This window comes from Gelidimonas denitrificans (genome assembly GCF_055694065.1).
In genome coordinates, this window is the sequence record NZ_CM146350.1 from 3,487,876 (window position 1) to 3,513,250 (window position 25,375).

28 protein-coding genes are annotated in these 25,375 nt (G+C 59.9%); 17 read left to right on the top strand and 11 right to left on the bottom strand.

Annotation, left to right across the window (positions count from 1 at the left end; translation table 11 throughout):
- The first annotated feature begins 1 nt into the window (after position 1).
- The 7 genes from FKCLFG_RS16175 (at position 2) to FKCLFG_RS16205 (ending at position 8,458) form a co-directional block, all read left to right on the top strand.
- On the top strand, positions 2 to 790 hold the full coding sequence (locus tag FKCLFG_RS16175) for an enoyl-CoA hydratase/isomerase family protein (protein ID WP_472614090.1): 789 nt from the start codon (positions 2 to 4) through the stop codon (positions 788 to 790).
- A gap of 257 nt (positions 791 to 1,047) precedes the next feature.
- Positions 1,048 to 2,412 carry an adenosylmethionine--8-amino-7-oxononanoate transaminase gene (gene bioA / locus FKCLFG_RS16180; RefSeq protein ID WP_472614091.1) on the top strand — a complete coding sequence of 455 codons (1,365 nt, stop codon included), beginning with the start codon at positions 1,048 to 1,050 and terminating at the stop codon, positions 2,410 to 2,412.
- Positions 2,413 to 2,425: 13 nt separating this feature from the next.
- On the top strand, positions 2,426 to 3,241 hold the full coding sequence (gene bioD, locus FKCLFG_RS16185; protein WP_472614092.1) for a dethiobiotin synthase: 816 nt from the start codon (positions 2,426 to 2,428) through the stop codon (positions 3,239 to 3,241).
- 18 nt (positions 3,242 to 3,259) lie between these two features.
- A complete protein-coding gene (gene bioB, locus FKCLFG_RS16190) occupies positions 3,260 to 4,309 on the top strand; it encodes a biotin synthase BioB (RefSeq protein WP_472614093.1) in 1,050 nt (349 codons plus the stop codon).
- Positions 4,310 to 4,403: 94 nt separating this feature from the next.
- Positions 4,404 to 6,416 carry an acetyl/propionyl/methylcrotonyl-CoA carboxylase subunit alpha gene (locus FKCLFG_RS16195; RefSeq protein WP_472614094.1) on the top strand — a complete coding sequence of 671 codons (2,013 nt, stop codon included), beginning with the start codon at positions 4,404 to 4,406 and terminating at the stop codon, positions 6,414 to 6,416.
- 9 nt (positions 6,417 to 6,425) lie between these two features.
- Positions 6,426 to 7,367 (top strand): 2-hydroxyacid dehydrogenase, encoded by a 942-nt coding sequence (locus FKCLFG_RS16200; RefSeq protein ID WP_472614095.1) that lies wholly within the window; start codon positions 6,426 to 6,428, stop codon positions 7,365 to 7,367.
- A 170-nt stretch (positions 7,368 to 7,537) separates the two neighbouring features.
- Entirely contained in the window at positions 7,538 to 8,458 is a 921-nt protein-coding gene (locus FKCLFG_RS16205) for a hydroxymethylglutaryl-CoA lyase (protein WP_472614096.1), read from the top strand.
- Between the two features lie 21 nt (positions 8,459 to 8,479).
- On the opposite strand, the gene FKCLFG_RS16210 is transcribed toward FKCLFG_RS16205, so the two are convergent.
- Together FKCLFG_RS16210 and FKCLFG_RS16215 are read right to left on the bottom strand one after the other, a co-directional pair.
- Positions 8,480 to 8,731, bottom strand: a complete 252-nt coding sequence (locus tag FKCLFG_RS16210) for a hypothetical protein (protein ID WP_472614097.1) — start codon at positions 8,729 to 8,731, stop codon at positions 8,480 to 8,482.
- Positions 8,732 to 8,772: 41 nt separating this feature from the next.
- On the bottom strand, positions 8,773 to 8,988 hold the full coding sequence (locus FKCLFG_RS16215; RefSeq protein WP_472614098.1) for a hypothetical protein: 216 nt from the start codon (positions 8,986 to 8,988) through the stop codon (positions 8,773 to 8,775).
- A gap of 297 nt (positions 8,989 to 9,285) precedes the next feature.
- On the opposite strand from FKCLFG_RS16215, the gene FKCLFG_RS16220 reads away from it, so the two are divergent.
- Positions 9,286 to 10,347: an NAD(P)H-dependent flavin oxidoreductase gene (locus FKCLFG_RS16220; RefSeq protein WP_472614099.1), complete on the top strand. Its 1,062-nt coding sequence runs from the start codon at positions 9,286 to 9,288 to the stop codon at positions 10,345 to 10,347.
- 270 nt (positions 10,348 to 10,617) lie between these two features.
- The gene (locus FKCLFG_RS16225) at positions 10,618 to 10,896 is read left to right on the top strand and encodes a hypothetical protein (protein WP_472614100.1); all 279 of its coding nucleotides are present in this window, start codon (positions 10,618 to 10,620) and stop codon (positions 10,894 to 10,896) included.
- A 100-nt stretch (positions 10,897 to 10,996) separates the two neighbouring features.
- Here the strand turns inward: FKCLFG_RS16225 and FKCLFG_RS16230 are convergent, their stop codons facing one another.
- Genes FKCLFG_RS16230 through FKCLFG_RS16245 form a run of 4 tightly spaced genes read right to left on the bottom strand, consistent with a single transcriptional unit; the run spans position 10,997 to position 14,407 of the window.
- Entirely contained in the window at positions 10,997 to 12,007 is a 1,011-nt protein-coding gene (locus FKCLFG_RS16230; RefSeq protein ID WP_472614101.1) for a TRAP transporter substrate-binding protein, read from the bottom strand.
- Between the two features lie 32 nt (positions 12,008 to 12,039).
- Positions 12,040 to 13,317 carry a TRAP transporter large permease gene (locus FKCLFG_RS16235; protein ID WP_472614102.1) on the bottom strand — a complete coding sequence of 426 codons (1,278 nt, stop codon included), beginning with the start codon at positions 13,315 to 13,317 and terminating at the stop codon, positions 12,040 to 12,042.
- On the bottom strand, positions 13,314 to 13,847 hold the full coding sequence (locus FKCLFG_RS16240) for a TRAP transporter small permease (RefSeq protein WP_472614103.1): 534 nt from the start codon (positions 13,845 to 13,847) through the stop codon (positions 13,314 to 13,316). The genes FKCLFG_RS16235 and FKCLFG_RS16240 overlap by 4 nt, the downstream gene beginning before the upstream one ends.
- Positions 13,844 to 14,407, bottom strand: coding sequence for a gluconokinase (locus FKCLFG_RS16245; protein ID WP_472614104.1), 564 nt, complete (start codon positions 14,405 to 14,407; stop codon positions 13,844 to 13,846). The genes FKCLFG_RS16240 and FKCLFG_RS16245 overlap by 4 nt, the downstream gene beginning before the upstream one ends.
- A 250-nt stretch (positions 14,408 to 14,657) precedes the next feature.
- Between FKCLFG_RS16245 and gntR the strand changes: the two genes are divergently transcribed.
- The 4 genes from gntR to FKCLFG_RS16265 all read left to right on the top strand — a co-directional run bounded on the left by gntR (position 14,658) and on the right by FKCLFG_RS16265 (position 17,377).
- Positions 14,658 to 15,680, top strand: a complete 1,023-nt coding sequence (gene gntR, locus FKCLFG_RS16250; protein ID WP_472614105.1) for an HTH-type transcriptional regulator GntR — start codon at positions 14,658 to 14,660, stop codon at positions 15,678 to 15,680.
- A 74-nt stretch (positions 15,681 to 15,754) separates the two neighbouring features.
- Positions 15,755 to 15,970 (top strand): DUF1289 domain-containing protein, encoded by a 216-nt coding sequence (locus tag FKCLFG_RS16255; RefSeq protein ID WP_472614106.1) that lies wholly within the window; start codon positions 15,755 to 15,757, stop codon positions 15,968 to 15,970.
- Between the two features lie 23 nt (positions 15,971 to 15,993).
- Positions 15,994 to 16,443, top strand: a complete 450-nt coding sequence (locus tag FKCLFG_RS16260) for a hypothetical protein (RefSeq protein WP_472614107.1) — start codon at positions 15,994 to 15,996, stop codon at positions 16,441 to 16,443.
- A gap of 1 nt (position 16,444) precedes the next feature.
- Positions 16,445 to 17,377, top strand: a complete 933-nt coding sequence (locus tag FKCLFG_RS16265; RefSeq protein ID WP_472614108.1) for an MBL fold metallo-hydrolase — start codon at positions 16,445 to 16,447, stop codon at positions 17,375 to 17,377.
- Between the two features lie 496 nt (positions 17,378 to 17,873).
- Here FKCLFG_RS16265 and FKCLFG_RS16270 read toward each other — a convergent pair whose 3' ends face one another.
- Entirely contained in the window at positions 17,874 to 18,191 is a 318-nt protein-coding gene (locus FKCLFG_RS16270) for an antibiotic biosynthesis monooxygenase family protein (protein WP_472614109.1), read from the bottom strand.
- A 137-nt stretch (positions 18,192 to 18,328) separates the two neighbouring features.
- Positions 18,329 to 19,192, bottom strand: a complete 864-nt coding sequence (locus FKCLFG_RS16275) for an enoyl-CoA hydratase-related protein (protein WP_472614110.1) — start codon at positions 19,190 to 19,192, stop codon at positions 18,329 to 18,331.
- Positions 19,193 to 19,311: 119 nt separating this feature from the next.
- Here FKCLFG_RS16275 and FKCLFG_RS16280 point away from each other — a divergent pair, with 119 nt between their 5' ends.
- Positions 19,312 to 20,280 carry an NAD(P)H-dependent flavin oxidoreductase gene (locus FKCLFG_RS16280; RefSeq protein ID WP_472614111.1) on the top strand — a complete coding sequence of 323 codons (969 nt, stop codon included), beginning with the start codon at positions 19,312 to 19,314 and terminating at the stop codon, positions 20,278 to 20,280.
- A gap of 142 nt (positions 20,281 to 20,422) precedes the next feature.
- Here FKCLFG_RS16280 and FKCLFG_RS16285 read toward each other — a convergent pair whose 3' ends face one another.
- The 3 genes from FKCLFG_RS16285 to argS are packed head-to-tail and all read right to left on the bottom strand — an operon-like array spanning position 20,423 to position 23,577.
- Positions 20,423 to 21,139 carry a thiol:disulfide interchange protein DsbA/DsbL gene (locus tag FKCLFG_RS16285; protein WP_472614112.1) on the bottom strand — a complete coding sequence of 239 codons (717 nt, stop codon included), beginning with the start codon at positions 21,137 to 21,139 and terminating at the stop codon, positions 20,423 to 20,425.
- Positions 21,140 to 21,158: 19 nt separating this feature from the next.
- Complete coding sequence (locus FKCLFG_RS16290; RefSeq protein WP_472614113.1) at positions 21,159 to 21,836, bottom strand: SPOR domain-containing protein; 678 nt, start codon at positions 21,834 to 21,836, stop codon at positions 21,159 to 21,161.
- A gap of 19 nt (positions 21,837 to 21,855) precedes the next feature.
- Positions 21,856 to 23,577 carry an arginine--tRNA ligase gene (gene argS / locus FKCLFG_RS16295; protein ID WP_472614114.1) on the bottom strand — a complete coding sequence of 574 codons (1,722 nt, stop codon included), beginning with the start codon at positions 23,575 to 23,577 and terminating at the stop codon, positions 21,856 to 21,858.
- 218 nt (positions 23,578 to 23,795) lie between these two features.
- On the opposite strand from argS, the gene FKCLFG_RS16300 reads away from it, so the two are divergent.
- From FKCLFG_RS16300 to FKCLFG_RS16310, 3 genes are all read left to right on the top strand, one after another.
- The gene (locus tag FKCLFG_RS16300; protein ID WP_472614115.1) at positions 23,796 to 24,185 is read left to right on the top strand and encodes a hypothetical protein; all 390 of its coding nucleotides are present in this window, start codon (positions 23,796 to 23,798) and stop codon (positions 24,183 to 24,185) included.
- Between the two features lie 61 nt (positions 24,186 to 24,246).
- A complete protein-coding gene (locus FKCLFG_RS16305) occupies positions 24,247 to 24,618 on the top strand; it encodes a hypothetical protein (protein WP_472614116.1) in 372 nt (123 codons plus the stop codon).
- A gap of 206 nt (positions 24,619 to 24,824) precedes the next feature.
- Positions 24,825 to 25,337: a DUF1269 domain-containing protein gene (locus tag FKCLFG_RS16310; protein ID WP_472614117.1), complete on the top strand. Its 513-nt coding sequence runs from the start codon at positions 24,825 to 24,827 to the stop codon at positions 25,335 to 25,337.
- The last annotated feature ends 38 nt before the right edge of the window (positions 25,338 to 25,375 follow it).

The following is a 25,375-nucleotide window of genomic DNA, read 5'->3' on the forward strand; positions in this document are numbered from 1 at the left end:
CATGAACTATCAAACCATAGAACTGCAACGCGACGGCCACACCGCGTCGGTGATCCTGAACCGGCCCGAGGTGCGCAACGCCTTCAACGAAATCACGATCGCCGAAATCACCCAGGCCTTCCTTGAAATCAGCATAGACACCAGCATCCGTGCAGTGGTGCTGGGGGCGCGCGGCCCGGCCTTTTGCGCTGGGGCCGATCTGAACTGGATGCGCAAGATGGCCGACTACACGCAGGAAGAAAACCGTGCGGATGCGGCGCAGCTGGCGCAAATGCTGCGCGTCATTTACGAATGCCCGCAGCCGGTAGTTGCCAGAATCCAGGGCGATTGCTATGCCGGCGGCATGGGGCTGATGGCCGCGTGCGATATCGCGGTGACGGTTGACGAAGCTAATTTTTGTTTGAGCGAAGTCAAGCTGGGGCTGATTCCGGCCACTATTTCGCCCTATGTGATCAAGGCCATGGGCGAGAATGCGGCGCGCCGCTACTTCCTCACCGCAGAACGGTTTGCCGCCGAAGAAGCGCTACGCATCGGCCTGGTGCATCAAGTGGTGGCGCTGCATGCGCTGGATGCAAGCGTGGCTGGCATCGTCAAGTCGCTGGTGAGCAATAGCCCGAACGCGGTGCGGCAGGCGAAACGCCTGGTGCGCGAAGTCGGCGGCAAGCCGATCAGCGGCATCCTGATCGCCGACACCGTCGAAGGCATCGCCCAGATCCGCGCCTCCGAGGAAGGACGCGAAGGCGTCAGCGCCTTTCTGGAAAAGCGCAAGCCAAGCTGGCTGCAACCGTAAATTGGCGCTGCGTGGCTTCTGTAGGAGCGCACCCGGGCGCGATCATCGGCAGCATGGGCAATTCGGTCGCGCCCGGGTGCGCTCCTACAAAATCACAAATACCGACCGCAACGACATGCATTAAATACACAGGAGTATGCCTTTAAACATGCCATTTACCGCATACAAATAAAGCGATATTAAAAATACACAATACGGTATATTGCAGATGTATAGTCCGTCCTTTCTGAAACGGACTAAAAGCTACTGGAGCAGTTTTGACAGAAAACGCACAATCCGACTGGGTCGAACGCAGCCTGCGCAGCGTCTGGCATCCATGCACCCAAATGCAGCAGCACGCCGGAGTAAACCCGGTGCCGCTGATCGCGGTCAGTCATGGCCGCGGTGCCTGGCTGTACGACCATGAAGGGCGGCGTTATCTCGATGCGATCAGTTCCTGGTGGGTCAACCTGTTCGGCCACGCCAATCCGCGCATTAACGCGGCGCTGAAAGACCAGCTGGACCGACTCGAACACGCGATGCTGGCCGGCTTCACGCACGAGCCGGTGATCCAATTGTCGGAAAAATTGTCGGACCTGACCGGTCATGTGCTGGGCCACTGTTTTTATGCTTCCGATGGCGCTTCCGCGGTCGAGATCGCGCTGAAAATGAGTTTTCACGCCTGGCGCAACAACGGCAAAAGCGACAAGCAGGAATTCGTTTGCCTGCAGGGCAGTTACCACGGCGAAACCATCGGCGCGCTGGCGGTGACCGACGTGGCATTGTTCAAGGACGCCTACGGCCCGCTGCTGCGCGCTTCGCACGTGGTGGCCTCGCCCGATGCACGCGGTGCTGCCGAAGGCGAAACCGCCGCAGACGTGGCGCGCCGCGCCGCCCTAGACGTCGAGCGCTTGTTTGCCGAGCGCGCCAGCCATATCGCCGCCATCATCATCGAACCGCTGGTGCAATGCGCCACCGGGATGGCGATGCACGACCCGGTCTACCTGCAAGAAGTCCGCAAACTGTGCGACCGCTATCAGGTCCACATGATCGCCGATGAAATCGCCGTCGGCTGCGGCCGCACCGGCACTTTCTTCGCCTGCGAACAGGCCGCGCTGGATGGCAAAACCGTCTGGCCGGATTTCCTGTGCCTGTCGAAAGGCATCAGCGGCGGTTACCTGCCGCTGTCGCTGGTGATGACGCGCGAGGAAATCTACCAGGCGTTTTACAGCGCCGACGTCACACGTGGCTTCCTGCACTCCCATTCCTACACCGGCAATCCGCTGGCTTGCCGCGCCGCGCTGGCGACGCTGGCGATCTTCAAAGAAGACGATGTGCTGCGCACCAACCGCGCCCGCGCCGAGCGCCTGACCGCTGCGCTGACGCCGCTGGCAAATCACCCGCGCGTGCGCCACTTCCGCCAGCGCGGCATGATCTGGGCCTTCGATGCGGTGATCGGCGATCCGGCAGCGGCAGCGAGCTTCTCTGCGCGCTTCTTCAGCGCCGCGCTGGAGCAGGAATTGCTGCTGCGCCCGATCGGCAACACCGTCTACCTGATGCCGCCGTATATCTTGAGCGACGACGAAAGCGACGACCTCGCGGCGCGCACCCTGGCCGTGTTTGAACAAGTGATCGAAGTTTGACGATGGAGCCGATATGAGTCTCGACGACGCAGTTGCCCCCGGTGATGACACCGTAGTTGACGCCGTATTGGCGGCCATTCCAAATACCGAATTGGAGCCAGCCGCTGACGCCACCGGCACGCCCTCGCGCTTCGCCTGTTTCGTCACCGGCACCGACACCGACGTTGGCAAGACGCTGATCTCGGCGGCGCTGCTGCACGCGCTGGTGCAAACCGGCGTGCGCGCCTGCGGCATGAAGCCGGTCGCGGCCGGGGCCGTGCTGAAGGGCGCCGACTGGCACAACGACGATGCCGACCTGCTGGCTGCAGCCGGCAACGTCGTCATGCTGGCGTCGCTGACCACGCCCTATCTGCTCAAGCAAGCGGCCGCGCCGCATATCGCCGCCGAGTTGGAAGACGTCAGCATCGAATCGGTGCCGATCCTGGCCGCCTACACCGAAATCGCCGCCGCCTCGGACGCGGTGGTGGTCGAAGGCGTAGGCGGTTTCCGCGTGCCGCTGTCCGACGGTTTCGACACTGCCGACCTGGCGCAGCAACTGGGCTTGCCGGTGGTGCTGGTGGTCGGCCTGCGACTGGGTTGCATCAATCACGCGCTGCTGACGGTTGAAGCGATCGCCGCGCGCGGCCTGCTGCTGGCCGGCTGGGTCGCCAACGAACTGGAGGCGGACATGCACTTCGCCGACGAAAATATTGCAGCGCTATTGCTGCGCATCCCAGCTCCGCTGCTGGGCCGCGTGCCGCACCTGACGCAGCCGTGCGCTGCCGCCGCGGCCGAATATCTTGATTTTTCTGGCCTGCCGAACTGGCCGGCCAACCACCAACGAACATGAACCGCTGAAGGAATAACGATGTCCCACACCCCGACGCAACAATCCACTGCAGTGGTCTTCCATCCGCCGGCAGCGGCCATCACCTTGCCGCAAGAAGCGACCTGGCCGCTGGCCGACGTGCTGGCGCTGTTCGAGTTGCCATTCAATGACCTGATGTTTCAGGCGCAGCAAACGCACCGCGCCCATTTCCCCGCGGGCGATGTCGAACTGGCGACGCTGCTGTCGATCAAGACCGGCGGCTGCGAGGAAGATTGCGGCTATTGCCCGCAAGCGGCGCGTTACGACACCGGCGTCGAAGCCAAGAAAATTCTGGAATTGGACGAAGTGCTGAACGCAGCGCGCGAAGCCCGCGCCAGCGGCGCGACCCGTTTCTGCATGGGCGCAGCCTGGCGTTCGCCGAAAGAGCGCGACATGGAAAAGGTTGAAGCAATGGTGCGCGGAGTCAAGCAACTCGGCCTCGAAACCTGCGCCACGCTGGGCATGCTGGAAGAAGATCAGGCGAATCGCCTGAAGCAGGCCGGGCTCGATTACTACAACCACAATCTGGATACTGCCCCGGAATTTTACAATAACGTGATTTCCACGCGTGAATATCAAGACCGTCTGGATACACTGGGGCGGGTACGCAATGCAGGGCTGAAAGTGTGCTGCGGCGGCATCGTCGGCATGGGCGAATCGCGCCAGCAGCGCGCCGGCCTGATCGCGCAACTGGCAAACCTGAATCCGTATCCGGAATCAGTGCCGGTCAATCATCTGGTGCAGGTCGAAGGCACGCCGTTGCACGGCATCGATGCGCTCGACCCGCTCGAATTCGTGCGCACCATCGCGGTGGCGCGCATCACGATGCCGAAAGCGCGGGTGCGGTTGTCGGCCGGCCGGCGTCAGATGGGCGAAGCGGTGCAGGCGATGTGCTTCCTGGCTGGCGCCAACTCGATTTTTTACGGCGACAAGCTGCTCACCACCGGCAATCCGGAAGCAGAGGACGACCGCGCATTGCTGGCGAAACTCGGTTTGAAAACCCATGCCTCGACCCTGACCGAAGCGCAGAAAGAGCGCTGCGGCGGGTGAAATACCTATTCCCTTGTCCGTGACGATGGAGCGGGTTTGGAACCCGCTTCACCGTAATTCCACACCAATCGGCCTCACCCCAGAAAGTATCCACATGTTCACCAAAATCCTGATCGCCAACCGTGGCGAAATCGCTTGCCGTGTTGCCGCCACCGCCCGCAAGATGGGCATCAAAACCGTCGCGGTATATTCAGAGGCCGACGCCAGCGCCAAGCATGTCGCGGTGTGCGACGAAGCGGTCTGCATCGGCCCGGCCGCCGCCAAGGAAAGCTATCTGTGCGCCGACAAGATCATCGCGGCAGCCCTTGCCACCGGCGCGCAGGCGATCCATCCGGGTTATGGTTTCCTGTCGGAAAACAGCGATTTCGCCGATGCCTGCGTTAAAGCAAGGCTGGTTTTCATCGGCCCGCCGGCCTCAAGCATCCGCGCGATGGGTTCCAAATCGGCCGCCAAGTCGCTGATGGAAAAAGCCGATGTGCCGCTGGTGCCGGGCTATCACGGCGACAATCAGGATGCCGATTTCCTGCAGCTTGAGGCCGACAAGATGGGCTATCCGGTGCTGCTCAAAGCCAGCGCCGGCGGCGGCGGCAAGGGCATGCGCGTGATCGAGAAGTCAAGCGATTTCAAGGCCGCGCTGGCGTCCTGCAAGCGCGAAGCGATCAGTTCCTTCGGCGACGACCGGGTGCTGGCTGAAAAATACCTGCAGCGTCCGCGCCATATCGAAATACAAGTGTTTGCCGACACTCATGGCAATTGCGTCTACCTGTTCGAGCGCGACTGCTCGGTGCAGCGCCGCCACCAGAAAGTGCTGGAAGAAGCGCCGGCGCCCGGCATGACGCTCGAGCGCCGCGCCGCGATGGGCAACGCTGCGGTGGCCGCAGCAAAGGCAGTCGGCTACGTCGGCGCCGGCACGGTCGAGTTCATCGCCAATCAGGATGGTTCGTTCTACTTCATGGAGATGAATACCCGCCTGCAGGTCGAGCATCCGGTCACCGAAATGATCACCGGCACCGATCTGGTCGAGTGGCAATTGCGGGTCGCCGCCGGCGAACCTTTGCCGCTGCTGCAGCATGAATTGAAGCTGCACGGCCACGCGATTGAAGCCCGGATTTACGCGGAAAATCCGGAAAAAGGTTTCCTGCCATCGACCGGCACGCTCAAGCATTTGCGCACGCCGTCCGCGGTAACTTTTGAGCTTGGCGGTGAATCTGTCCCCGCTGCGGTGCGCATCGACAGCGGCGTGCGTGCGGGCGACACCATCTCGCCGTTCTATGACCCGATGATCGCCAAGCTGATCGTCTGGGGCGAAGACCGCGACGAAGCGCTGGCGCGCATGGCGCAAGCGTTGTCCGAATATCAGATCGTCGGCCTCGCGAATAATATCGGCTTCCTGCAGCGCCTGATCGCAAGCCCGCCGTTTGCCGGCGCCGATCTGGATACCGGCTTAATCGAGCGCAACGGTGACGCGCTGTTTCCAGCGGCAGCACCGGTCTCTATCGACGTGCTGGCGCTGGCAGCGGTGGCTTTAGTAACTTCTGAAAAATCGGCGGCTGCGAATGACCCGTTCGGAAACACCAGCGGCTGGCGCATGAATAGCGTATTGCAGCGCACCCTGCATTTTGCCGATGCGGCGCTGGACGATGCCGAGGCGCAGCCGCTCACCGTGGATTATCAATCGGATGGCTGGCAAGTCGGGCTGGGCGCAACATCGGTCAAGACGACTCTGGGCGCGCACGGCGACAGCGACTTCAGCCTGACGCTGGAGCAGCGCGCGGTGCGCGGCTCGGTGGTGCGCGACGGCGATATATTCCACGTCTTCACTGGCGGCGCTCACACCGCGCTCAATTACAACGATCCGCTGGCGCATGCCGGCGCAGCGGAAGTCGATGGCGGCCGTCTGACTGCGCCGATGCCGGGCAAAGTGGTGGCGGTGCTGGTCGAAAAAGGCCAGCACGTCAAGAAAGGCGAACCGCTGGTGATCATGGAAGCGATGAAAATGGAGCACACCATCGCCGCCCCTGGCGACGGCATGGTCGAAGAAGTGTTGTATGCGATCGGCGACCAAGTTGCCGACGGTGCGCCGTTGCTGGCCTTTAAAATTGCATAATTAGTAATCATGCAGATTTTATTTTATAGCCCCGACGGCCAGCCAGAACCCTGGCTGGCCGGATTGTCGCAAGCGTTGCCGCAGGCCTGCGTGCAAGTCTGGCAACAAGGCATGGGCGCAGCAGATGTCTTGCCGGCCGATTACATCGTGGCCTGGAAACCGCCGGCCGCCATGCTGGCCGGCCATGCCGGCCTGAAGGCGGTGTTCAACCTCGGTGCCGGGGTCGATGCGATTCTGCTGCTGGGCAACGCGCTGCCGCCGAACGTGCCCATCGTGCGCCTCGACGACGCCGGCATGGCGGTGCAGATGGCGGAATACGTCAGCTACGCAATCCTGCGTCATTTCCGTCGTTTCGATGCCTATGAGGCGCAAAGGCGCGCTGGCATCTGGCAGCCATTGGCGCCGCGCGACAAGCAAGATTTCACGGTTGGCATTCTCGGGCTGGGCGTGCTCGGTAGCCGGATTGCCGCAGCGCTGCAGCATTTCGGTTTCCCGCTGCACGGCTGGAGCCGCAGCCGTAAAGAGCTGCCGGGCATGACGTGCTTTGCCGGCGAAGACGCGCTGGATGATTTTTTGCAGCAGACGCAGGTTCTGGTCTGCGTCCTGCCGCTGACCGCCGAAACCACCCAAATCCTCAGCCGCAGCAGGCTGAAAAAACTGCCCAAGGGCGCGTACCTGATCAACGTCGCCCGCGGCGCGCATGTGGCGGAATCGGACTTGCTGGCGTTGATCAAGTCCGGGCATCTGGCCGGCGCGACGCTCGATGTGTTCCGCACCGAACCGTTGCCGCCGCAACACCCGTTCTGGCAGGAGCCGCGCATCTCGATCACGCCGCACATCGCCGCGCTGACCCTGCGCGACGAAAGCATTCGCCAGATCGCCGAAAAAATCCGGGCGCTGGAACAGGGCGAACCTATCGTCGGGATCGTTGATCGAAGCAAAGGGTATTAAACAATGGGACGGCCAGAATGACGTTGTAGGGGCGAATTTATTCGCATCAGTTCGCATGGAATAGTTAAGAGTGCGAATAAATTCGCACCTACGGGGCTGCTGTATTAACGTGAAAAAAGCCTGATTTTGAACCGAGTATCTACCAAGCTATTTTTAAAAAAGGTATTGCCATGAATCCATCCAGCAGCTTGCCGCAACACGTCAAGATCGTCGAAGTCGGCCCGCGCGACGGCTTGCAGAACGAAAAGGAAACCATCCCGGCCGAGGTCAAGATCGAACTGATCGACCGCCTCACGCAAGCCGGCTTCGTCAACATCGAAGCGGCCTCTTTCGTGTCGCCCAAGTGGGTGCCGCAGATGGCGACGTCGACCGAAGTAATGGCCGGCATCACGCGCAAGCCGGGCGTGGTGTATTCGGTGCTGACGCCGAACATGCAAGGTTTCAAGGCGGCGCTGACAGCCAAGGCGGATGAGGTGGTGATCTTCGGTTCGGCCTCCGAAGCTTTTTCGCAAAAGAACATCAATTGTTCGATTGCCGAATCGATCGAGCGTTTCCGCGACGTCGCGCTGGCGGCAAAGCAACACGGCTTGCGTTTGCGCGGCAGCATCAGCTGCGCGTTCGGCTGCCCGTATCAAGGTGACGTGCCGGCCGACGCGATGGCTGACGTGGTGCGCCGGATGCGCGAACTGGGCTGCGACGAAATCGATATTGCCGACACCATCGGCGTGGCCACCCCGCTGAAAGTACACGCGATCATGCAGCGCGCTGCGCAGGAGTTTCCGTTAGCGCAACTGTCGGGCCACTTCCACGACACCTACGGTCAGGGCATCGCCAACATCTACGCCAGCCTCGAAGTCGGCGTGTCGATTTTTCATTCGTCGGTGGCGGGTCTGGGCGGCTGCCCGTATGCGAAAGGCGCGACCGGCAACGTCGCCACCGAAGACGTGCTGTTTTTGATGCAGGGCTTGGGCATCGCCACCGGCATCGATCTGGACGCAGTGGTCGACGCCGGCCAGTTCATCTCGCAGCATCTGGGGCGCAAGGCAGTCAGCCGCGCCGGCAATGCGCTGGCGGCCAAACGGGCCGGTTGATCGGTCTGAACGCGGCCGGCGCTACTCGGCCGGGCCGTGGTGCGTTCCCTGTTCGATCATCAGAAGCGCCACTTTGTGCGCTTCTGCTTCTGCCTGTTCTGCGCTGGTAAAAACCGCGTCTAGAGAGACGCGCTGGGCAGGAAAAATACTGTTTCTGTGCATGGGACTGGAAGACGGGCCGTAAATCGCCACCATCGCTGCCCAATGTTCGCTCTCAGGCAAGCGCGCGCTGGAATACTCGATTTCATATTCGCCGATTATTTCGTCTGGCATTGCAGTCTCCCTTGAAAGGCAGAAAGGATAAGCGTTGCGGCTTACTCCTCCATCCCGATCAGCACTTCGATGTCCGCTATCGCCATGCGCAGCATCAGTTCAGGCTTGGCCTCTTCGGGAGAGACGCAGGCGACGAAGGCATCAGGAACGGACTTTTTCAAAATTCCATCACGCTGGATAAAATACTCTCCTTGGCCGTACACGATGGTGTAGGTCAAACGCTGCCCGCTGCGTCGCGTATATTCATGCACTAGCATTTTGCTCTCCCGGTTAGCTTTTGTAGCATTTAAGATGCAGCCATCGAATGATTAAATATACTCGCATTGGCGTCTGGCAGATGCGTGCTGCGCAGCTGATTTTCGCTGAATCACATTTGAATTACCGCCAAATTGCAGCTAAATTGTAGCCGAATATAATGGGCTTGTAGTGCCTTGGAAAATCCGCGCCGGCACCCGCAACGCGCGCTGAAATGACTGCCGCGAACGTTGCGTATAAATCGCGCATAAATATTGCGCATCTATCCATTCTGTCCAAATACAGGGAGTCGCTTAATCATGTATTCACGTTTCGTAACAATGCTCGGCATCAACCATCCGATCATCCAGGCACCGATGGCCGGCGGCGCCACCACGCCCGAACTGGTGGCGGCGGTCAGCAATGCCGGCGCTTTGGGCTCGTTCGCCGCCGCCACGCTGTCGCCGGCGGCGATTGCCGAAAGCCTGCAACGGGTGCGCGCGCTGACCCGCCGGCCGTTCAATGTCAACCTGTTTGTGCTGGAAGAACCCGATCTGGACGAGGCCGAACTGGCGTCGGCGCAGGCGCGCCTGAATCCCTTTCGCACCGCACTCGGCCTGCCGGCGGCAACCCGCCCCACCAAATTCTGCGAAAACAATCAAGCCCAGATTGCCGCTGTGCTGGCGCTGGCGCCGCCGGTGGTCAGCTTCACTTTCGGCGTGCTCGACGCCGCCACGGTGGCGCAATTCAGGCAAAAGGGTTCGTTCGTGATCGGCACCGCCACCACCGTGGCCGAAGCCAAAGTCTGGGAAGCGGCCGGCGCCGATGCGATTTGCATCCAGGGGATTGAAGCCGGCGGCCATCGCGGCACCTTTCTGGGCGATTTCGAACAAGCCGGCATCGGCCTGATGGCGTTGATTCCGCAGGTCGCGCGCGCGGTCAATGTGCCGCTGATCGCGGCCGGCGGCATCATGGATGGCCGCGGCATCGCCGCCGCGCTGATCCTGGGCGCGCAAGCGACGCAACTCGGCACCGCTTTCCTGTGCTGCGATGAATCCGGCATCCACCCGGGCTGGAAGCGGCGTATTCCGATGACCAGCGATAACGGCACGCGTCTGACGCGGGTGTTTTCGGGCAAATATGCGCGCGGCATCGTCACCGATTTCATGCAACAGCTGCGCCCGTTCGAGCAGCAAATGCCGGCGTACCCGATCCAGAACGCGCTGACCGCCGAAATCCGGCAGGCCGCGGCCAAGCAGGGTCAGCTGGAAATGATGTCGCTCTGGGCCGGACAAGGCGCAGCGCTGGCGCGCCCGATGCCGGCCGCGCTGCTGGTGCAAACCCTGGCCGACGAGTTGACTATCGCGCTGCCCGGGCGCTGACGGCAGCGCGGCATCGTGGCAGCGCCGCACACAACGAACGCGGCGCAGCTCCAGCCAGCTCGGCCGCAATAAATATACAAGTCTGGGTATTTTTTAATTACGCAATGAATATATGAGGAAAATGCATTGTTTTAGCGTATACCCCTGATTTTTATTGACAACATCGAGCGTGTCAGCACGCGTTTGCCGGGATGGCGAAGCGTTTTAAATGCAGCGCCAGCGCCGCACTTGCGTAAAATGGGCCGCTTCAATTTAAAGAGGTATCTAGCGATGAAAAAATCCGGCCTGGAAAAACAGAAAGCAATGAAACTGACCGGCAAAATGAAGCAAGCCGGCACCAGCCCGGCGTTCGGCCAGGATACGGCCGCGCCGCTGGACCGGCGTGATCAGCGCAAGCTGGATCAGGCGCTCGGTCTGGTGCCATTCGCGGTCAAACTCCACGGCGATCTGGTGGCGCAGTTGCAGGCTGTGGCGCAAACGCGTGAAATGGGAATGAACGAAGTGGTGGCGGAACTGTTGGTAAAAGCGCTGGCCGATCAGCCGAAATAACGCGGGCCTGATAAGCCAGCAGCAAGCCAGTAGCGAATTCTGGTTTTAAGCTGGAAAACCGCAGATGGCGCGAGTGTGCCATCTGCGGCAGAGCGCCGGATTACTTGCGCAGCTTGGCCAGTTCGGCCTGTACGTCTTTCACTACGTCGGCACCGCCATCGGCGGCGAATTTGTCGAACGCCGGTTTGGCTTTATCGCGCATACGGCCGATTTCCTTGTCGCTGACCACGCTGATCTGCATGCCCTTGGACTTCAGATATTCGACCGCCTTGATGGCAGCGGCGCGACTGTCCTGGCGCTCGAAACTGCGCGAAGCCACGGCGGACTCCTGCAATGCCTTTTTCTCATCGGCGTTCAAGCCATCCCACCATTTCTTGCTGGCGAGCACGATCCACGGGCTATATACATGCTTGGTGATCGACAGGTATTTCTGCACTTCGTAGAACTTGCTGGACTGGATGGTGTTGACCGGGTTTTCTTGACCGTCCACGGTCTTGGTTTCCAGCGCGGTAAACAGTTCCGAGAATGGCAGCGGCACCGCATTGGCGCCGAAACTGTTGAACATGTCGATATACACCGGATTTTGCATCACGCGCAGCTTGACGCCCTGCATGTCTTCCAGCTTGGTGATCGGGCGTTTGGTGTTGGTCAGGTTGCGGAAACCGTTTTCCCAATACACCAATCCGACCAAGCCTTTTTCTTGCAAGCGGGCAGCCAGTTTCTGGCCGAACGGACCATCCAGCACCGCATCAGCCTCTTTTTCATTGGCAAACAGGAAGGGCAAATCGTAGACGCCGAAATCCTTGACGATGCCGACCAGGGTGGCGGTGGAGCCGACCATCATTTCCTGGGCGCCGCCGATCAGCGCATTTTGCATTTGCATGTCGCCGCCTAAACTCGCGTTGGCGAAGCCTCTGGCTTTGAGCTTGCCGCCTGTGCGCTTGGCCAGATCGTCGGCAAAGAACTTGACCGCGCGGCCCTGATTGCTGTCGTCGGCCAGGCCGTAGCCGAAACGGATGATGCGCGCTTTGTACTCAGCCGCCTGCACCGCACTGCTGGTTACGCCTGCAATTGCCAGTGCCATCACCAGTGTTTTAACGATATTTTTCATACGGTCTCCAAGTGTTGCTGTGTGAATGAATATTAACTAAACCAGACCATCGGCACGGTGATGATTCCGGGGAAAATGATGAACACGATAATCAGGGCGATATACGCCAGCAGGAACGGCCAGATGCCTTTGGTGGCGCTTTCCAGCGAGATCTTGGCCACGCCGCAGACTACATTGAGCACCGTGCAGACTGGCGGATGGATCAGGCCCAGCGTTCCGACCAGCACGAACATGACGCCGAAATAAGTGCCATCGATGCCGGCCTTCAGCGCCAGCGGCATCAGCACCGGCGCCATCACCAGAATCGTCGGCGTCAAATCCATCACGATGCCGACCGCCAGCAGCAACAGCATGATGGCCGCCATCAGCACGCGCGGGTCGCTCATCAAAGGCCCCAGCGTCTCGGTCAGCTGCGCCGGCAAATCGGCCAGCGTCACCATATACGACGACACCAGCGCGCCGGCCACCAGGAACATCACGGTACTGGTGGTCTGGGCCGCATCCACAAATAGCTTCACCAGTTGATTCAGCTTCACTTCGCGGTACACGAACAGGCTCACTCCCAGCGAATACACGGCGGCCACCACCGCCGCCTCGGTCGGCGTAAAGAAGCCGCCGCGCAAACCGCCGATGATAATGACCGGCAACATCAATGCCCATACGCTGTCGATCAGCGCGCTGCGGCGCTCGGACCACGCGCGTTTCGGTTGCGGCGTGACATTCATCTTGCGCGCCAGCGCCATCCAGACTGTCACCAGCACGACCCCCATCAGGATGCCCGGCACGATGCCGGCCATGAACAATTTGCTGATCGAAGTATTGGTGGCGACGCCGAAGATGATGAACGACATCGAAGGCGGAATGATCGGTGCGATGATGCCGCCGGATGCGATCAGGCCGGCCGAACGCGGCACCGGGTAACCGTTGTCGCGCATCATTGGGATCAGCAAGGTCGCCAGCGCGGCGGTATCGGCAATCGCCGAGCCGGACAGGCTGGCCAGCAATACCGAGGCGCCGATGGCGACATAGCCGAGTCCGCCCTTGATATGGCCGACCAGGCTGACCGCCAGCGTGATGATGCGCTTGGAGATGCCGCCGGCATTCATCAATTCGCCGGCCAGGATGAAGAACGGCACCGCCATCAGCGGGAAGTTGTCGGCGCCGGACAGCAGGTTTTGCGCCACCAGCTGGGCGTCGAAAAAGTCCAGATGGAACATCAGCGCAACGCCGGTCAGCATCAGCGCGAAAGCGATCGGCATCCCCAGCGTCATCAGCAGGACGAGCGAGCCCAGAAAGATTGCGAGCGTCATTCTGCGGCTCCCTGCTGGATGATTTCATCCACGGAAGGGACGGTGCTTCCTGGCACCATCGCGTCCGGATGCCGCGTGACGATGCGCCACAAATTAATCGCAACAATCAGGATCATCGAGGCGGCGCAGATCAGTCCGGCGGCAGCCATGAAGGCCGTTGGATAACGCAGTACGGTGGAATAGGTGCTCATGCCGATCACGGTCTGGGCCCAGCTGCCGTACAGGAACAGCCAGAGCCCGTACAGAATCAGCAAGTGACTGATGACCGCGCAGATGCGGCGCGCACCCATCGGCAAGCGCGCCTGCACCATCTCGACACCCAGATGGGCATGGCGGCGCAAGGCCAGAATCGCGCCGAGGAAAATCAGCCAGACGAACATCAGGCGGGAAATCTCTTCCGCCGCCGCGAAGCCGGTATTGAAAACGTAGCGCAACACGACGTTGCCGAACACCAGCGCCACCATGATGGCCAACGCCAGCGCCATCAGCCATTCGACGCTATGCTCCAGACGCGGAACCAGTTGCTTCATTGTTGTGTCTCCTTGTTGTATCCACTATTTTTAAAATCGGCACAGCGCTGCGTGATGTCGTCAATCAACTGTTCTGGTGCGCGCCGGATATCCAGCCGCACCGCATTCTCATCCTCGGCCGGCGGCTCCAGATCGCGCAACTGGCTGTCGAGCAAGGCCAGCGGCATGAAATGATTGCCGCGCGCCAGCATGCGGGCCGCGATCAATTCACGGTCGCCGTCGAGATGCACGAAAACCAGCGCCGGATCGCCCTGCCGCAGCAAATCCCGATAACGGCGCTTCAGCGCCGAACAGGACAGCACCAGGCCGACGCCCTGTTGTTGCGCGGCGCGGATGCGCGCTTGCAGGATCAGCAACCAGTCTTGGCGGTCGGCATCATCGAGCGCGGTCCCGGCCGCCATCTTGGCGACATTGGCGGCCGGATGATCGTCATCTCCTTCCACATAGGCGACGCCGATGCAATCAGCCAGGCGACGCCCCATCTCGCTCTTGCCGCAACCGCTCACGCCCATGATGACCCAGCGCAGCGAATGGCAATCTGTGATTGTTCGAGGATTCATTCTGACTTTTTTTCTTGATATTTATTGACTTGAAGTTGGCAACACGCCTATGTTAGCGCTAACATTGCGAGGATTTTAATCATTTCGGATACTTTGTAAAGTCATTTCGATGTGGCGCTGCAGCAAAAAACTGCTGCTTTTATAGTCAAAATTTATCCTTGGAATCTGCCGGCCGCAGCCAGCACGGAAGCGCCGGGAAAGCCTGATCAAGCATTGCAAGGCGCCGTCTATTCCGGTACAACCCTCCCTCATGTCCATACGCAAACCCCGCCCTACCCGCTCCGGCAGCGTGACGCTGGCAGACATCGCCGCCCGCGTCGGCACCAGCACCATTACGGTCTCGCGCGCAATCAATACGCCGCACCTGGTGTCGGACGCGCTGCGGGCGCAGATCGACGCCGTCATCGCCGCCACCGGCTATGTGCCGAATCGTGCCGCCCGGGCGCTGGCCCGCGCCCGCTCCGACAGCGTCGTGGTGCTGGTGCCGTCGCTATCGAATACGGTCTTCATCGAAATCCTGGCCGGCGTGCACGATGTGTTGAATCCGTACGGCTACCGGACTCTGATCGGCGATACTCGCTATTCGGCGGAGGAGGAAGAAAATCTGCTGCGGGCCTATCTGGAGCACTCGCCGGAAGGCTTGCTGATCACCGGCTTCGACCAGACCGCGCTGACCCGCCAGCTGATAGCCAACAGCCGGATTCCAGTGGTGCACATGATGGAACTGGGGCAGTCCGATGCATTTTCGGTCGGCCTGCGTCAGTTCGATGCGGGATTCGCGATGACTGCACATTTAATCGAACGCGGCTACCGGCGCATCGGCTTCCTGGGCGCGCAACTCGATCCGCGCGTGATGGAGCGGCTGGCCGGCTACCGGGCCGCCTTGCAGCAAGCCGGCCTGCGCTACCCGGCGGGCGAACTATTAAATAGCGCGCCGTCCTCGATCGGACTCGGCGTGCAACTGCTGGACCAGCTGCTGCAGCAAGCGCCCGATTGCGACGCGCTGTTCTGCTGCAATGACGATCTGGCGCAGGGCGTGCTGTTCGAATGCCAGCGGCGCGGCATTCGCGTCCCGCAGCAACTGGCGGTGGCCGGCTTCAATGACCTGACCGCCTCGGCCTGGATCAATCCGAGGCTCACCACCATCGCCACCCCGCGCTATGCGATCGGTCACGCCGCCGCGACAATGTTGCTGCATCGCATGAAAGGCCAAATGCCGGAGCCGGCGCAAATTGATCTGGGCTTTACGCTGGTGGCGCGCGAAAGCACCTAGCACGCCCAAACGGCGCTGCATTTTGACGGCATAATGGCCTTTCCCAAAAAAATCATAACTACGAGACCGAATCAATGACGATGCCAACACAGGATTTCGATCCCGAAACCCATGTCGGTCCGCTGCCGTCGCCTTGCATCAATCTGTGCAAAATGGATGATGCTTCAGGTCTGTGCCAGGGTTGCCGGCGCACCATTCCGGAAATCATCGCCTGGAGCAAAGCCAGCGAAAACGATAAACGCACGATGTGGCAGGAAATCAAGCGCCGCCTTCGCCCCCTTTCAAAATAATAAAATAATCGAGACCTCCAACAATGACCGTACAGTTTTACAAACCCCAACACACCGTCACCGGCCCCGCTTACAGCCAGTGGTTCAAGTACCTCGCCACCACGGTGACGATTGCGCTGGCCGCGTATGCGATACGGGTCACGCTGCAATTTCCGCTGGCCAATTACGGTTTCGGCATCAAGGCGCTGCTGTTTTTTTCCGCCCTGATGCTGCTGGTCAGTTATTACTGGTTCCTGAAATCGACCACCACCGTCGACCAGAACGGCATCACCCAGACCTGGATGTACAACAAACAAGTGCTCTGGGCCGATGTGCGCAGCGCCAAAATGATCGGCATCCCCTATCTGGACTGGATTTTCCCGCCGCGCATGATCATCCGCACCGGCATCGCCTTCACCACCTTCAACGGCGGCAGCGAAGCGCTGCTGGTTGAATTCGCCAAAATATCGCTGGCTTACCAGATGAAGGCATGAGATGACGCAAGCCATCAATACACCGGTGCAGATGCCCGCCACCATGCAAGTTCTGGAACGCGGCTGGCTGTCTTCCAACAATATCCTGTTCGGCGGACGCAGCCAGACCGCCTTGGTCGACAGCGGCTACCACACGCACGCGGCGCAAACCCTGGCGCTGGTGCAATACGCGCTGCAGGGGCGGCCGCTGGAACGGCTGCTCAACACCCATCTGCATTCCGATCATTGCGGCGGCAATGCGCTGCTGCAGCAAGCCTACGGCTGCCGCACCACGATTCCCGCTTCGGAAGCGCAAAAAGTCAGGGCCTGGGATGAAGACGCGCTGAGTTTCGCCGCCACCGGCCAGCAATGCGCGCGTTTCAGTTTTGACGACACCATCGAAGCCGGCGCCAGGCTGACGCTGGGCGACATGGAATGGCAGGTGCTGGGCGCGCCCGGTCATGATCCGCATTCGCTGATCCTGTTTTGTCCTGAAGAGCGGATTCTGATTTCTGCCGACGCGCTGTGGCAAAACGGTTTCGGCGTGGTGTTCCCTGAACTGGAAGGAGAATCCGGCTTTGCCGAAGTGCGCGCCACGCTGGAATTGATCGCCACGCTCGACGCCCGCCTGGTCATTCCGGGCCACGGCGCGCCTTTTACCGGCGTGCAACAGGCGCTCGACAGCGCGTTTTCCCGCCTCGACTATCTGTCCGCCGATCCGGTGCGCAACGCGCAGAACGCAGTCAAGGTGCTGCTGAAATTCCTGCTGCTGGACCGGCAAAGGATCGCGATTGCCGAGCTGCCGCAACTGCTGTCGCAGATGCGCATATTGCTTGAGGCCAACCGGCGCTTCCTGCAACAACCGCTGCCGCTGCTGACGCAGTGGGCGATTGCACAGCTGGTAAAAGCGGGCGCGGCGGTGGTTGAAGGCGACCTGCTGGTCAATCGGGACTGACCGTGCTCTCGCATATACTCCAGATAACGACGGCTATGTACGCAATGGAATAAAGGAGATTTTTAACATACTCCGACTTATTTCACAGAAACTGCAACTGTTCACCCCGCTATGAATACCCCCTCGCCCGCTTGCGGGAGAGGGTTGGGGAGAAGGTGACTGCAAAGTCGACGACTTAATTAATCGCTGCACTCTTCGTGGATGCTTTGTCGGGGGTAGCCCGACAGCTACTCACTTTTCTTTGCTTCGCCAAAGAAAAGTAAGCAAAAGAAAGGCGACCGCAGACTTGCCCTTCGGGTACCCGTTTGTGTGCTGCAAAAAATGGGAAATGAAGGAACTCGCTTCGCTCAAACAGCCTTCATTTCTAATCCATTTTCTGCAGCACACAAACGGCTGCGTCCCCAGCGGCCTAACATCAAAAACAGCGCCAATACAACCGTCAACGACATAAAGCAGTCACTTGGATATCAATCGCATAGCAGACTGAATAGATACTTCAAGGCTGCAAACCCGGCAACACTGCCCATTCCGGCTCCTCTAATTCTCCGATAACCGTAATTTCACAATGCGTCGCATGCTTTTCGAGAATTGCGCGCACGGTTTCACTCCTGCGGTCATCCTTCGCATCCCGGTGCGCCTTCGAGTCCCAGCTTGCAATCGCCAGCAACACGTTGGGGGCGCCAATTTTCCGGTGCAGATACGTCCCTCGCGCCCCGGGCGTGCGCTGAATGATCTCGCTGGCGCGCACCCACGCGGCAGCGTATTGCTCCACCGTGCAACCCGGCTTCATGCGAACCTCGAAGATGAATTTCATGTTTTTAGCCTCGTTCTTTCCGATTGCGGACGCAGTGATCTGTCGATCCATTCTGGTCGCATCTCGACTGTACCCGCTATCAAGGCGGTAAGCCGCACACCAGCGGCGTGCGGCTTACCGCCTTGGTCACTGCAAATTTAGCCGAGCGTGTAATCAGCATCGGCAAACGATTGCAGCGGCGGCAGATCGTCGTACCGGGTGGGACGATTTTGCTGCTTTGCGAGGAAAGCTTCCAACAGGTTGCTGCCCTGCCAGATGCCGGATTGCAGCCATGCCATCTGTTGCAATGCGTCGTGGGTTGAATGGTCGCGCGCGTAGTGGATCGCCTGCTTGCTGCCCCAGATTGCGACTGGCGGCTTTTGGGCGATTTCGTGCGCCATTGCCAGCGCGCCTTCGATCAGCTCCTCCTGCGATTCGAATACCGCATTCGACAATCCCAGCGCCAGCGCGCGCTGTGCCGGCAGGCGGCGGCCGGTGTAGGCCAGCTCGTGCATCACGCCTTCGGGGATCAACTTCGGCAAGCGTTGCAAGGTGCCCATGTCGGCAGTCATGCCGATATTGATTTCCTGAATGCAGAAGAAGGCGTCGGCCGTAGTCAGCCGGATATCGCAGGCGCAGGCCAGGTCCACCGCGCCGCCGATGCAACCACCCTGGATTGCCGCGATGACCGGCATGCGCAACTGTTCCAACTGGGTAAATACCTGCTGCATCTGGGCTACCGTGTGGGCGATAGTGGCGCGCCCGGCCGCGCTCTTTTCATCCAGCGTGAAGCCGGAAGCGCCGGCATTGGCGAACACATCGAGCGCCATGCCGGCGCTAAAATGTTTGCCGGTGGAAGAAATCACCAGCGCGCGGGCCGGCGCGTCGCGCTGCAAACTGGCCAGGATCGCAGTCAGTTCGCGCCAGAATACCGGCTGCATGGTATTCATGGCTTGCGGGCGATTGAGCACCAGATGGGCGACCTGATCGGCGATGGTGAAAGTGAAGCACTGGTTTGACATGGCATCTCCTTGAAATAGCGGTCGATTGTGTTCCAATTCACTAGAGCAGACAATCTAGCACGCTCGTACTTTTTTCGCCCTATAATCGACTTTCCATTTGAAATTTTCGCGAGGTCACCATGGCATTGCCTGCCGTACTGCAGAATCTACGTCTTCCCGTTATCGGCTCTCCGCTGTTCATCGCCAGCGGCCCGGCGCTGGTGATTGCCCAATGCAAGGCCGGCATCGTCGGCGCTTTTCCCGCGCTCAATGCGCGCCCGGCGGAGTTGCTCGACACCTGGCTGAGTCAGATTCAGGCCGAACTGGCGACCTACCAGGCCGCCAATCCTGAGGCGAAAGTGGGACCGATCGCCGTCAACCAGATCGTCCATCAGTCCAATGACCGGCTGGCGCACGACGTCGAAGTCTGCGTCAAGCACCGGATTCCGATCATCATTTCTTCGTTGCGAGCGCCGCCGAAAGAGATGCTGGATGCGATCCACAGTTACGGCGGCATCGTGCTGCACGACGTGATTTCGATCCGTCACGCGCAAAAGGCGCTGGAAGCCGGCGTCGATGGTTTGATTCTGGTGGCGGCCGGCGCCGGCGGCCATGCCGGCGCCTTGTCGCCGTTCGCGCTGGTGGGCGAAATTCGCAAGTTTTTCCAGGGGCCGGTGGCACTGTCGGGTTCGATCGCAACCGGCGATGCGATTCTCGCCGCACAGGCGATGGGCGCCGATCTGGCGTATATCGGCTCGCGCTGGCTGGCCACCAAGGAGTCAAACGTGAACGACGAATACCGCGCAGCGATTGTGGCGTCGGCCGCGGCCGACATCGTCTACACCAACCTGTTTACCGGAGTGCATGGCAATTACCTGAAAAAATCCATCGTCCAGGCCGGACTGGACCCGGAAAACCTGCCGCAAGCAGACAAAACGGCGATGAACTTCGGCACCGGCGAGGGCAGCAAGGCCAAGGCCTGGCGCGATATATGGGGGGCCGGGCAAGGCGTCGGCCTGATGACCGACGTGCCCACGGTGGCCGAAATGGTGACGCGCCTGAAAGATGAGTACGACGCGGCGAAACGGCGGATTTGCTCCGATATTTAAAATAGGTGGGGTATGCCAATATTTAATGCAATCACCGCATATATGCATTGCGGTATTGAAAAATACTCCGCTTAATTTAAATAACCAATCAAAAAAAATCCGCCACTCTTGCAAGTGGCGGATTTTTTTAATTTAAAAAGTTTTATTTTTTCTTCAAAGGCGCGGCGGCGATGGTTGGCTTGGCTGCTTCGCCTTTCTCCTTGGCCGTTTTTGCCACCAGAAAATCCATCACTTTCAGCGCGGCTTCCTGCTGTGCAGCTTCCGGCTGTTTGCCGCTCAGGCCGGCACCGGCGATCGATGGCGACGTGATGTAACGCCCGCCGACGGCAATAGTGGGCACGCCGTCGATCTTGTATGCGGCCTGCAATTGGGTGGCGGTGCGCACTTTGGCCTGCACTCCGAAGGAATTGTACATATTGACGAATTTTTGCTTATCCACGCCCTGCTTGGCGATGAAGTCGGCAATCGATGCATCCTTGTCGAGCGGCTGGCGCTCAACGTGGATCGCATTGAATACCTTGGGGTTCAATTTCGAGGCAAGGCCGAGCGCCTCAAGTGCGTAATACAGGCGCTGTTGCGGCACGAAGGATTCATTGAAAGCGACCGGCACCCGCTTGAAAACGATATTGTTGCCCTGCTTCTTGACCCAGGCATCCAGCGACGGCTCGAACGCATGGCAGTGCGGGCAGCTGTACCAAAAGAATTCGGTGACTTCGACTTTTTCGCCGGAGTCGGTTTGCTGCGCCTTGTCCAGCGTACGGAAATCGACGCCGTTTTTTGGATTATCGGGCGCGGCGCTGACGGACAGCGCCAGCAGGCTCAGGCCAAGGGTTACAAACAGTTTGGGTAGCAAACGCATACAACTTTCCTTTTCTGATTTATTTGGGGCTGCGCACGACAGCGACGTCGACGCCATTTTCTGACAGTTTCTCGCGAATACGGTTCATTGCTTCGATCTGACCAAAAGGGCCGACACGCACCCGGTACAGAGTGCCGCTATCGGACAGGCGCTCGGTCACGCGCGCTTCGAACCCGAGCAAAGCCAGCTTGGCTCGGGTGCTGTCGGCATCTGCCTGCTCGCGAAACGCACCGGCCTGCAGATAATACGTGTACTTCTCTTCCCCGACGCCGGGCTTGGCGGGTGCTTCCTTTCCAGCCACCGATTTTTCGACCAGCGGCGCCTTGCCGGATTCGACTGCAGGCTTGGCGGCGGTCTGCGGCTGCGGCTGCGGCTTCAATTCCGGCAGCGCAGTCGGTGCAGCTTCTTCGGCCGGCTTGGCGAGTTCGCGGGCGGCTTCCTTGGCCGCGTCCTTGTTGCCATACAGCGGCTTGTTGGGGTCGACCACAATTGCACCTCCGCTGCCTTCGACGGCTCTCGGCTGGGCCCCCTTGCTGACGAACGGAAAACCCGTTTTGGTGATGCTCAGTGCGACCGCCAGCGCGATCCCCAAGCCGATGATCAGGCCGATGATCAAACCCAGTAAGGTGCCGCCCTGCTGGCCGCGGTTGCGTGCGCTACCGAGTACGTTGCTGCTCTTTTTTTGGTGAGTTGCCATACTTCTCCAATTACCTCGATTACATCTTTTCAGGAGCCGAGACGCCGATCAGCGCCAAACCATTTCGCAATACTTGCCGCGTAGCACACACTAGCGCCAGCCGCGCCATTTTCAGCGGTACATCATCGACCAGCACCCGCTCCGCATTGTAGTAGCTATGCAATTCACCGGCCAAGTCGCGCAGGTAAAACGCCACCTGATGCGGCCCCAGTTCTTCCAGTGCATGTTCCAGCGCGTCCGGATATTCAGCCAGCTTGGCCAGCAGCGACGCTTCGCGCGGGGCCGTCAAAGGCGCCAGGTCGACCCCGGCCAGAGTGGCCGCATCGCCGCCCCACAGGTCCAGCATGCGGCAAATCCGCGCATGCGCGTATTGCACATAATACACAGGATTTTCGTCCGATTGCGCCAGCGCGACATCGACATCGAACACGAATTCGGTGTCGGCCTTGCGCGAAATCAGGAAGAACCGCACTGCATCGCGTCCGCGCGTGAGGTCGCCGGCATTGTTCTCGCCAGCCGACCATTCGATCAGGTCGCGCACCGTCACATACGAGCCGGCGCGCTTGGAGATTTTCACCTCTTCGCCGTTCTTCATCACGGTCACCATCTTGTGCAGCACGTAATCCGGGTAGCCCTGCGGCACGCCCATGTCGACCGCCTGCAAGCCGGCGCGCACGCGGGCGATGGTGCCGTGATGGTCGGAGCCCTGGACGTTGATCGCCTTGGTAAAGCCGCGCTGCCATTTGGTGATGTGATAGGCGACGTCCGGCACGAAGTAGGTGTAGGTGCCGTCGGATTTTTGCATCACGCGGTCCTTGTCGTCCCCGTAGTCGGTGGTGCGCAGCCACAGCGCGCCATCTTGCTCATAGGTCTTGCCGGCTTGCACCAGCGTGTCGACGGTGGCGGCGACTTTGCCGTCGCTGTAGAGCGACGATTCGAGATAGTAATGATCGAATTTGACGCCGAATGCCAGCAAGTCCAAGTCTTGCTCGCGGCGCAAGTAAGCAACCGCAAACCCACGGATCGAATCGAGATCGTCGGGCGCGCCGCTGGCCGAGACCGATGCGCCGTCGCTGCCGACAACTGTCTTGCCAGACAGGAAATCCTGCGCGATGTCGTTGATGTATTCGCCGTTGTAAGCGGATGCCGGCCAACCGTCGTCGAGCGGCGTCAAGCCTCGGGCGCGGGCCTGCACCGACAGCGCCAGGTTGCCGATCTGAACCCCGGCATCGTTGTAATAAAACTCGCGTGTGACCGCGTAACCTTGCGCGTCCAGCAGCGCTGCCAGCGCATCGCCCAGCGCGCCCTGACGACCGTGGCCGACATGCAAGGGGCCGGTCGGATTGGCGGAAACGAATTCGACCACCACCTTCTGGCCGGCGCCGGCCGTGCTTCTGCCGTACTGCGCGGCTTGCGTCAGCACCGTCTTGACCACCGACTGGCGCGCGGTAGCCGACAGGCGCAGATTGATGAAGCCCGGCCCGGCGATCTCGGCCGCTTCGATCAAGGTTCCATCAGCGGCTTCTGCCATCAGCGCGGCAACGATTGCCTGCGCCAATTCACGCGGGTTTTTCTTCAATTTCTTGGACAACTGCATGGCGATATTGCATGCGACATCGCCGTGCGCCGGATCGCGCGGACGCTCCAGCGTGACATTCGCCTGCACTTCGGTGCCGGCCAGCAAGGGCGTCAGCGCCGCGTTGAAAAGTTCGAGAATTTGTTGTTTTTGATCGGCAAGCATGGGCAAATGGGGCGCAGCGGCATGGCCGCCCGCGATAAATTAATCGATGGGCACAATTATACTGGCATGAACTTGGCCTGCGTTGCGGGAGCCAACGCTGCAGCCGCAGCGACGCGGCGCAACGTGATCAACCGGAACCATGGATTGCTTCCAGCGTCAAAATGCCGCATATTCGGCTGCGGCATTTTGCCATGCCACATCTGTTCCCTGGAGTGTTGATGCTTGATTACTATTTCCCTGCCGCACTGGCGCCCGATATCATCAGCGGGCGCAAGAACCGGATCGTCGCGGCGCTGCCCGCCAGCGGCCTGCCGCCGTCAATCGGCGACCGGGTGCAGCTGTATTGCGGCAGCGGCAAGAAGGACCGGGTGCTGATCGCGCAAGGCCGCATCTGCACAGTCCAGCCGGTATTGCTGTGGGGCGACTTGATGGCGGTCGATGGGCGTGACCTGTCGGCCGCGGAAGCGCAAGCTTTTGCGCTGGAAGAAGGTTATGCGTCCTTTGCACAACTCAAGGGCTGGTGCCAGCAGCGCCATGCGCTACCTTTCTCAGGCCATTTGGCGCAGTGGGAAGCACGCCCGATTCCAATCCAGGCCCAGCTTTTTTAGGTTCGGCACATAGTCTGATACAGATCAGGATTGCATGCTGCCCACATACCGCATAAGCGGCATGCAGTGGATGACCATGCTAGTATCAAATGGTTGCTTCGTTGCACCGTTGCAAGCTTGTCCGGGCTGGAATGGGCTGATTAAAAAGGCTCTTTTGCAGCGCAGTGACGACATTTCATCGTTCGGCACATGCCGCCGAATTGATGCTGAGAGTTCAGATTTATTGTTGACGACGGAGGGTATTGCTGTGGACCGTATCATTAAAAATAATTACACCAGCACCGCGCAGTTGAAAGAATTGATGACTGCTCCGCCGATGACTGCAGAGCAGCACACCAAGCTGATGCGCAAACGCATCGCGCATCGCAGGATGATCGAAGATGCCAAAGAAAGCCATCTGCAAAATAGCGCGGACTGGGAATTCTCCGGCTAGTCCGTGAGCCGCTCGGCGATCTGGATACCGCATTTATACTGATCCACAGTATAAATTTTTACGCACTGTTGTATTGCAGCAAACACGGTGTTTATTGCCATACTCCACCACAATAAAGAACGCGTGGCAGGTGATTATTTCCTTTGTAGAATGGCTCGATCTTTGCTATAAATACAATAGAGATTCAGTCTCTGAAGGAGGAAATCATGCTGCGCCGACTCTATTACACCCTACCCGACGTACCTGCCGCCCGGGCCATGCTGGACGAATTATTGCTGGCACGGGTCGAGGAAAAACACATCCGTTTCTGGGCCAAGGACGGCACTTTGCTGCCGGACATGCCGGAAGCCGGCTTCCTGCATAAAACCGATGTGGTTCATGGCATGGAACTGGGCGCGGTGGTCGGCACCTTTACCGGCCTTGCCATCGGTATTCTGCTGACCTTATTCCCGCTGGAGGGCTTGCCTTTGCCGACCATGACGATTCTGGGTGCCGCTATCGGTGGTGCCTTGTTCGGTGCCTGGGTGTCAGGCATGGTGGCAGCTGCAATCCCGAATTCGCGTCTGAAAACCTATCAGGAAGACATCGAACGCGGCCAGGTGCTGCTGATCGTCGACCTGCCCCATCGGCGCGTGCCGGAAATCGAGGAAATAATCGCCAAACATCATCCTGAAATACGCTTCGGCGGCGAGGAACCGCATACGCCGGTATTCCCGTAACCGCATCCGGCCTTGCCATTGCGCAGCCGGAATGGGTG

Excerpts from the sequence above, each read along its gene's own strand:
- FKCLFG_RS16240 (WP_472614103.1), bottom strand. The coding sequence starts at position 13,847 with ATGAAGCAACTGGTTCCGCGTCTGGAGCATAGCGTCGAATGGCTGATG.
- FKCLFG_RS16225 (WP_472614100.1), top strand. The coding sequence starts at position 10,618 with ATGAAAAAATCCGGCCTGGAAAAACAGAAAGCAATGAAACTGACCGGC.
- bioD (WP_472614092.1), top strand. The coding sequence starts at position 2,426 with ATGAGTCTCGACGACGCAGTTGCCCCCGGTGATGACACCGTAGTTGAC.
- FKCLFG_RS16210 (WP_472614097.1), bottom strand. The coding sequence starts at position 8,731 with ATGCCAGACGAAATAATCGGCGAATATGAAATCGAGTATTCCAGCGCG.
- FKCLFG_RS16310 (WP_472614117.1), top strand. The coding sequence starts at position 24,825 with ATGCTGCGCCGACTCTATTACACCCTACCCGACGTACCTGCCGCCCGG.
- bioB (WP_472614093.1), top strand. The coding sequence starts at position 3,260 with ATGTCCCACACCCCGACGCAACAATCCACTGCAGTGGTCTTCCATCCG.
- FKCLFG_RS16290 (WP_472614113.1), bottom strand. The coding sequence starts at position 21,836 with ATGGCAACTCACCAAAAAAAGAGCAGCAACGTACTCGGTAGCGCACGC.
- FKCLFG_RS16175 (WP_472614090.1), top strand. The coding sequence starts at position 2 with ATGAACTATCAAACCATAGAACTGCAACGCGACGGCCACACCGCGTCG.
- FKCLFG_RS16280 (WP_472614111.1), top strand. The coding sequence starts at position 19,312 with ATGGCATTGCCTGCCGTACTGCAGAATCTACGTCTTCCCGTTATCGGC.
- FKCLFG_RS16260 (WP_472614107.1), top strand. The coding sequence starts at position 15,994 with ATGACCGTACAGTTTTACAAACCCCAACACACCGTCACCGGCCCCGCT.
- FKCLFG_RS16300 (WP_472614115.1), top strand. The coding sequence starts at position 23,796 with ATGCTTGATTACTATTTCCCTGCCGCACTGGCGCCCGATATCATCAGC.
- FKCLFG_RS16215 (WP_472614098.1), bottom strand. The coding sequence starts at position 8,988 with ATGCTAGTGCATGAATATACGCGACGCAGCGGGCAGCGTTTGACCTAC.
- FKCLFG_RS16235 (WP_472614102.1), bottom strand. The coding sequence starts at position 13,317 with ATGACGCTCGCAATCTTTCTGGGCTCGCTCGTCCTGCTGATGACGCTG.
- argS (WP_472614114.1), bottom strand. The coding sequence starts at position 23,577 with ATGCTTGCCGATCAAAAACAACAAATTCTCGAACTTTTCAACGCGGCG.
- FKCLFG_RS16200 (WP_472614095.1), top strand. The coding sequence starts at position 6,426 with ATGCAGATTTTATTTTATAGCCCCGACGGCCAGCCAGAACCCTGGCTG.
- FKCLFG_RS16255 (WP_472614106.1), top strand. The coding sequence starts at position 15,755 with ATGACGATGCCAACACAGGATTTCGATCCCGAAACCCATGTCGGTCCG.
- FKCLFG_RS16285 (WP_472614112.1), bottom strand. The coding sequence starts at position 21,139 with ATGCGTTTGCTACCCAAACTGTTTGTAACCCTTGGCCTGAGCCTGCTG.
- gntR (WP_472614105.1), top strand. The coding sequence starts at position 14,658 with ATGTCCATACGCAAACCCCGCCCTACCCGCTCCGGCAGCGTGACGCTG.
- FKCLFG_RS16205 (WP_472614096.1), top strand. The coding sequence starts at position 7,538 with ATGAATCCATCCAGCAGCTTGCCGCAACACGTCAAGATCGTCGAAGTC.
- FKCLFG_RS16270 (WP_472614109.1), bottom strand. The coding sequence starts at position 18,191 with ATGAAATTCATCTTCGAGGTTCGCATGAAGCCGGGTTGCACGGTGGAG.
- FKCLFG_RS16220 (WP_472614099.1), top strand. The coding sequence starts at position 9,286 with ATGTATTCACGTTTCGTAACAATGCTCGGCATCAACCATCCGATCATC.
- FKCLFG_RS16265 (WP_472614108.1), top strand. The coding sequence starts at position 16,445 with ATGACGCAAGCCATCAATACACCGGTGCAGATGCCCGCCACCATGCAA.
- FKCLFG_RS16245 (WP_472614104.1), bottom strand. The coding sequence starts at position 14,407 with ATGAATCCTCGAACAATCACAGATTGCCATTCGCTGCGCTGGGTCATC.
- FKCLFG_RS16305 (WP_472614116.1), top strand. The coding sequence starts at position 24,247 with ATGCAGTGGATGACCATGCTAGTATCAAATGGTTGCTTCGTTGCACCG.
- FKCLFG_RS16195 (WP_472614094.1), top strand. The coding sequence starts at position 4,404 with ATGTTCACCAAAATCCTGATCGCCAACCGTGGCGAAATCGCTTGCCGT.
- FKCLFG_RS16230 (WP_472614101.1), bottom strand. The coding sequence starts at position 12,007 with ATGAAAAATATCGTTAAAACACTGGTGATGGCACTGGCAATTGCAGGC.
- FKCLFG_RS16275 (WP_472614110.1), bottom strand. The coding sequence starts at position 19,192 with ATGTCAAACCAGTGCTTCACTTTCACCATCGCCGATCAGGTCGCCCAT.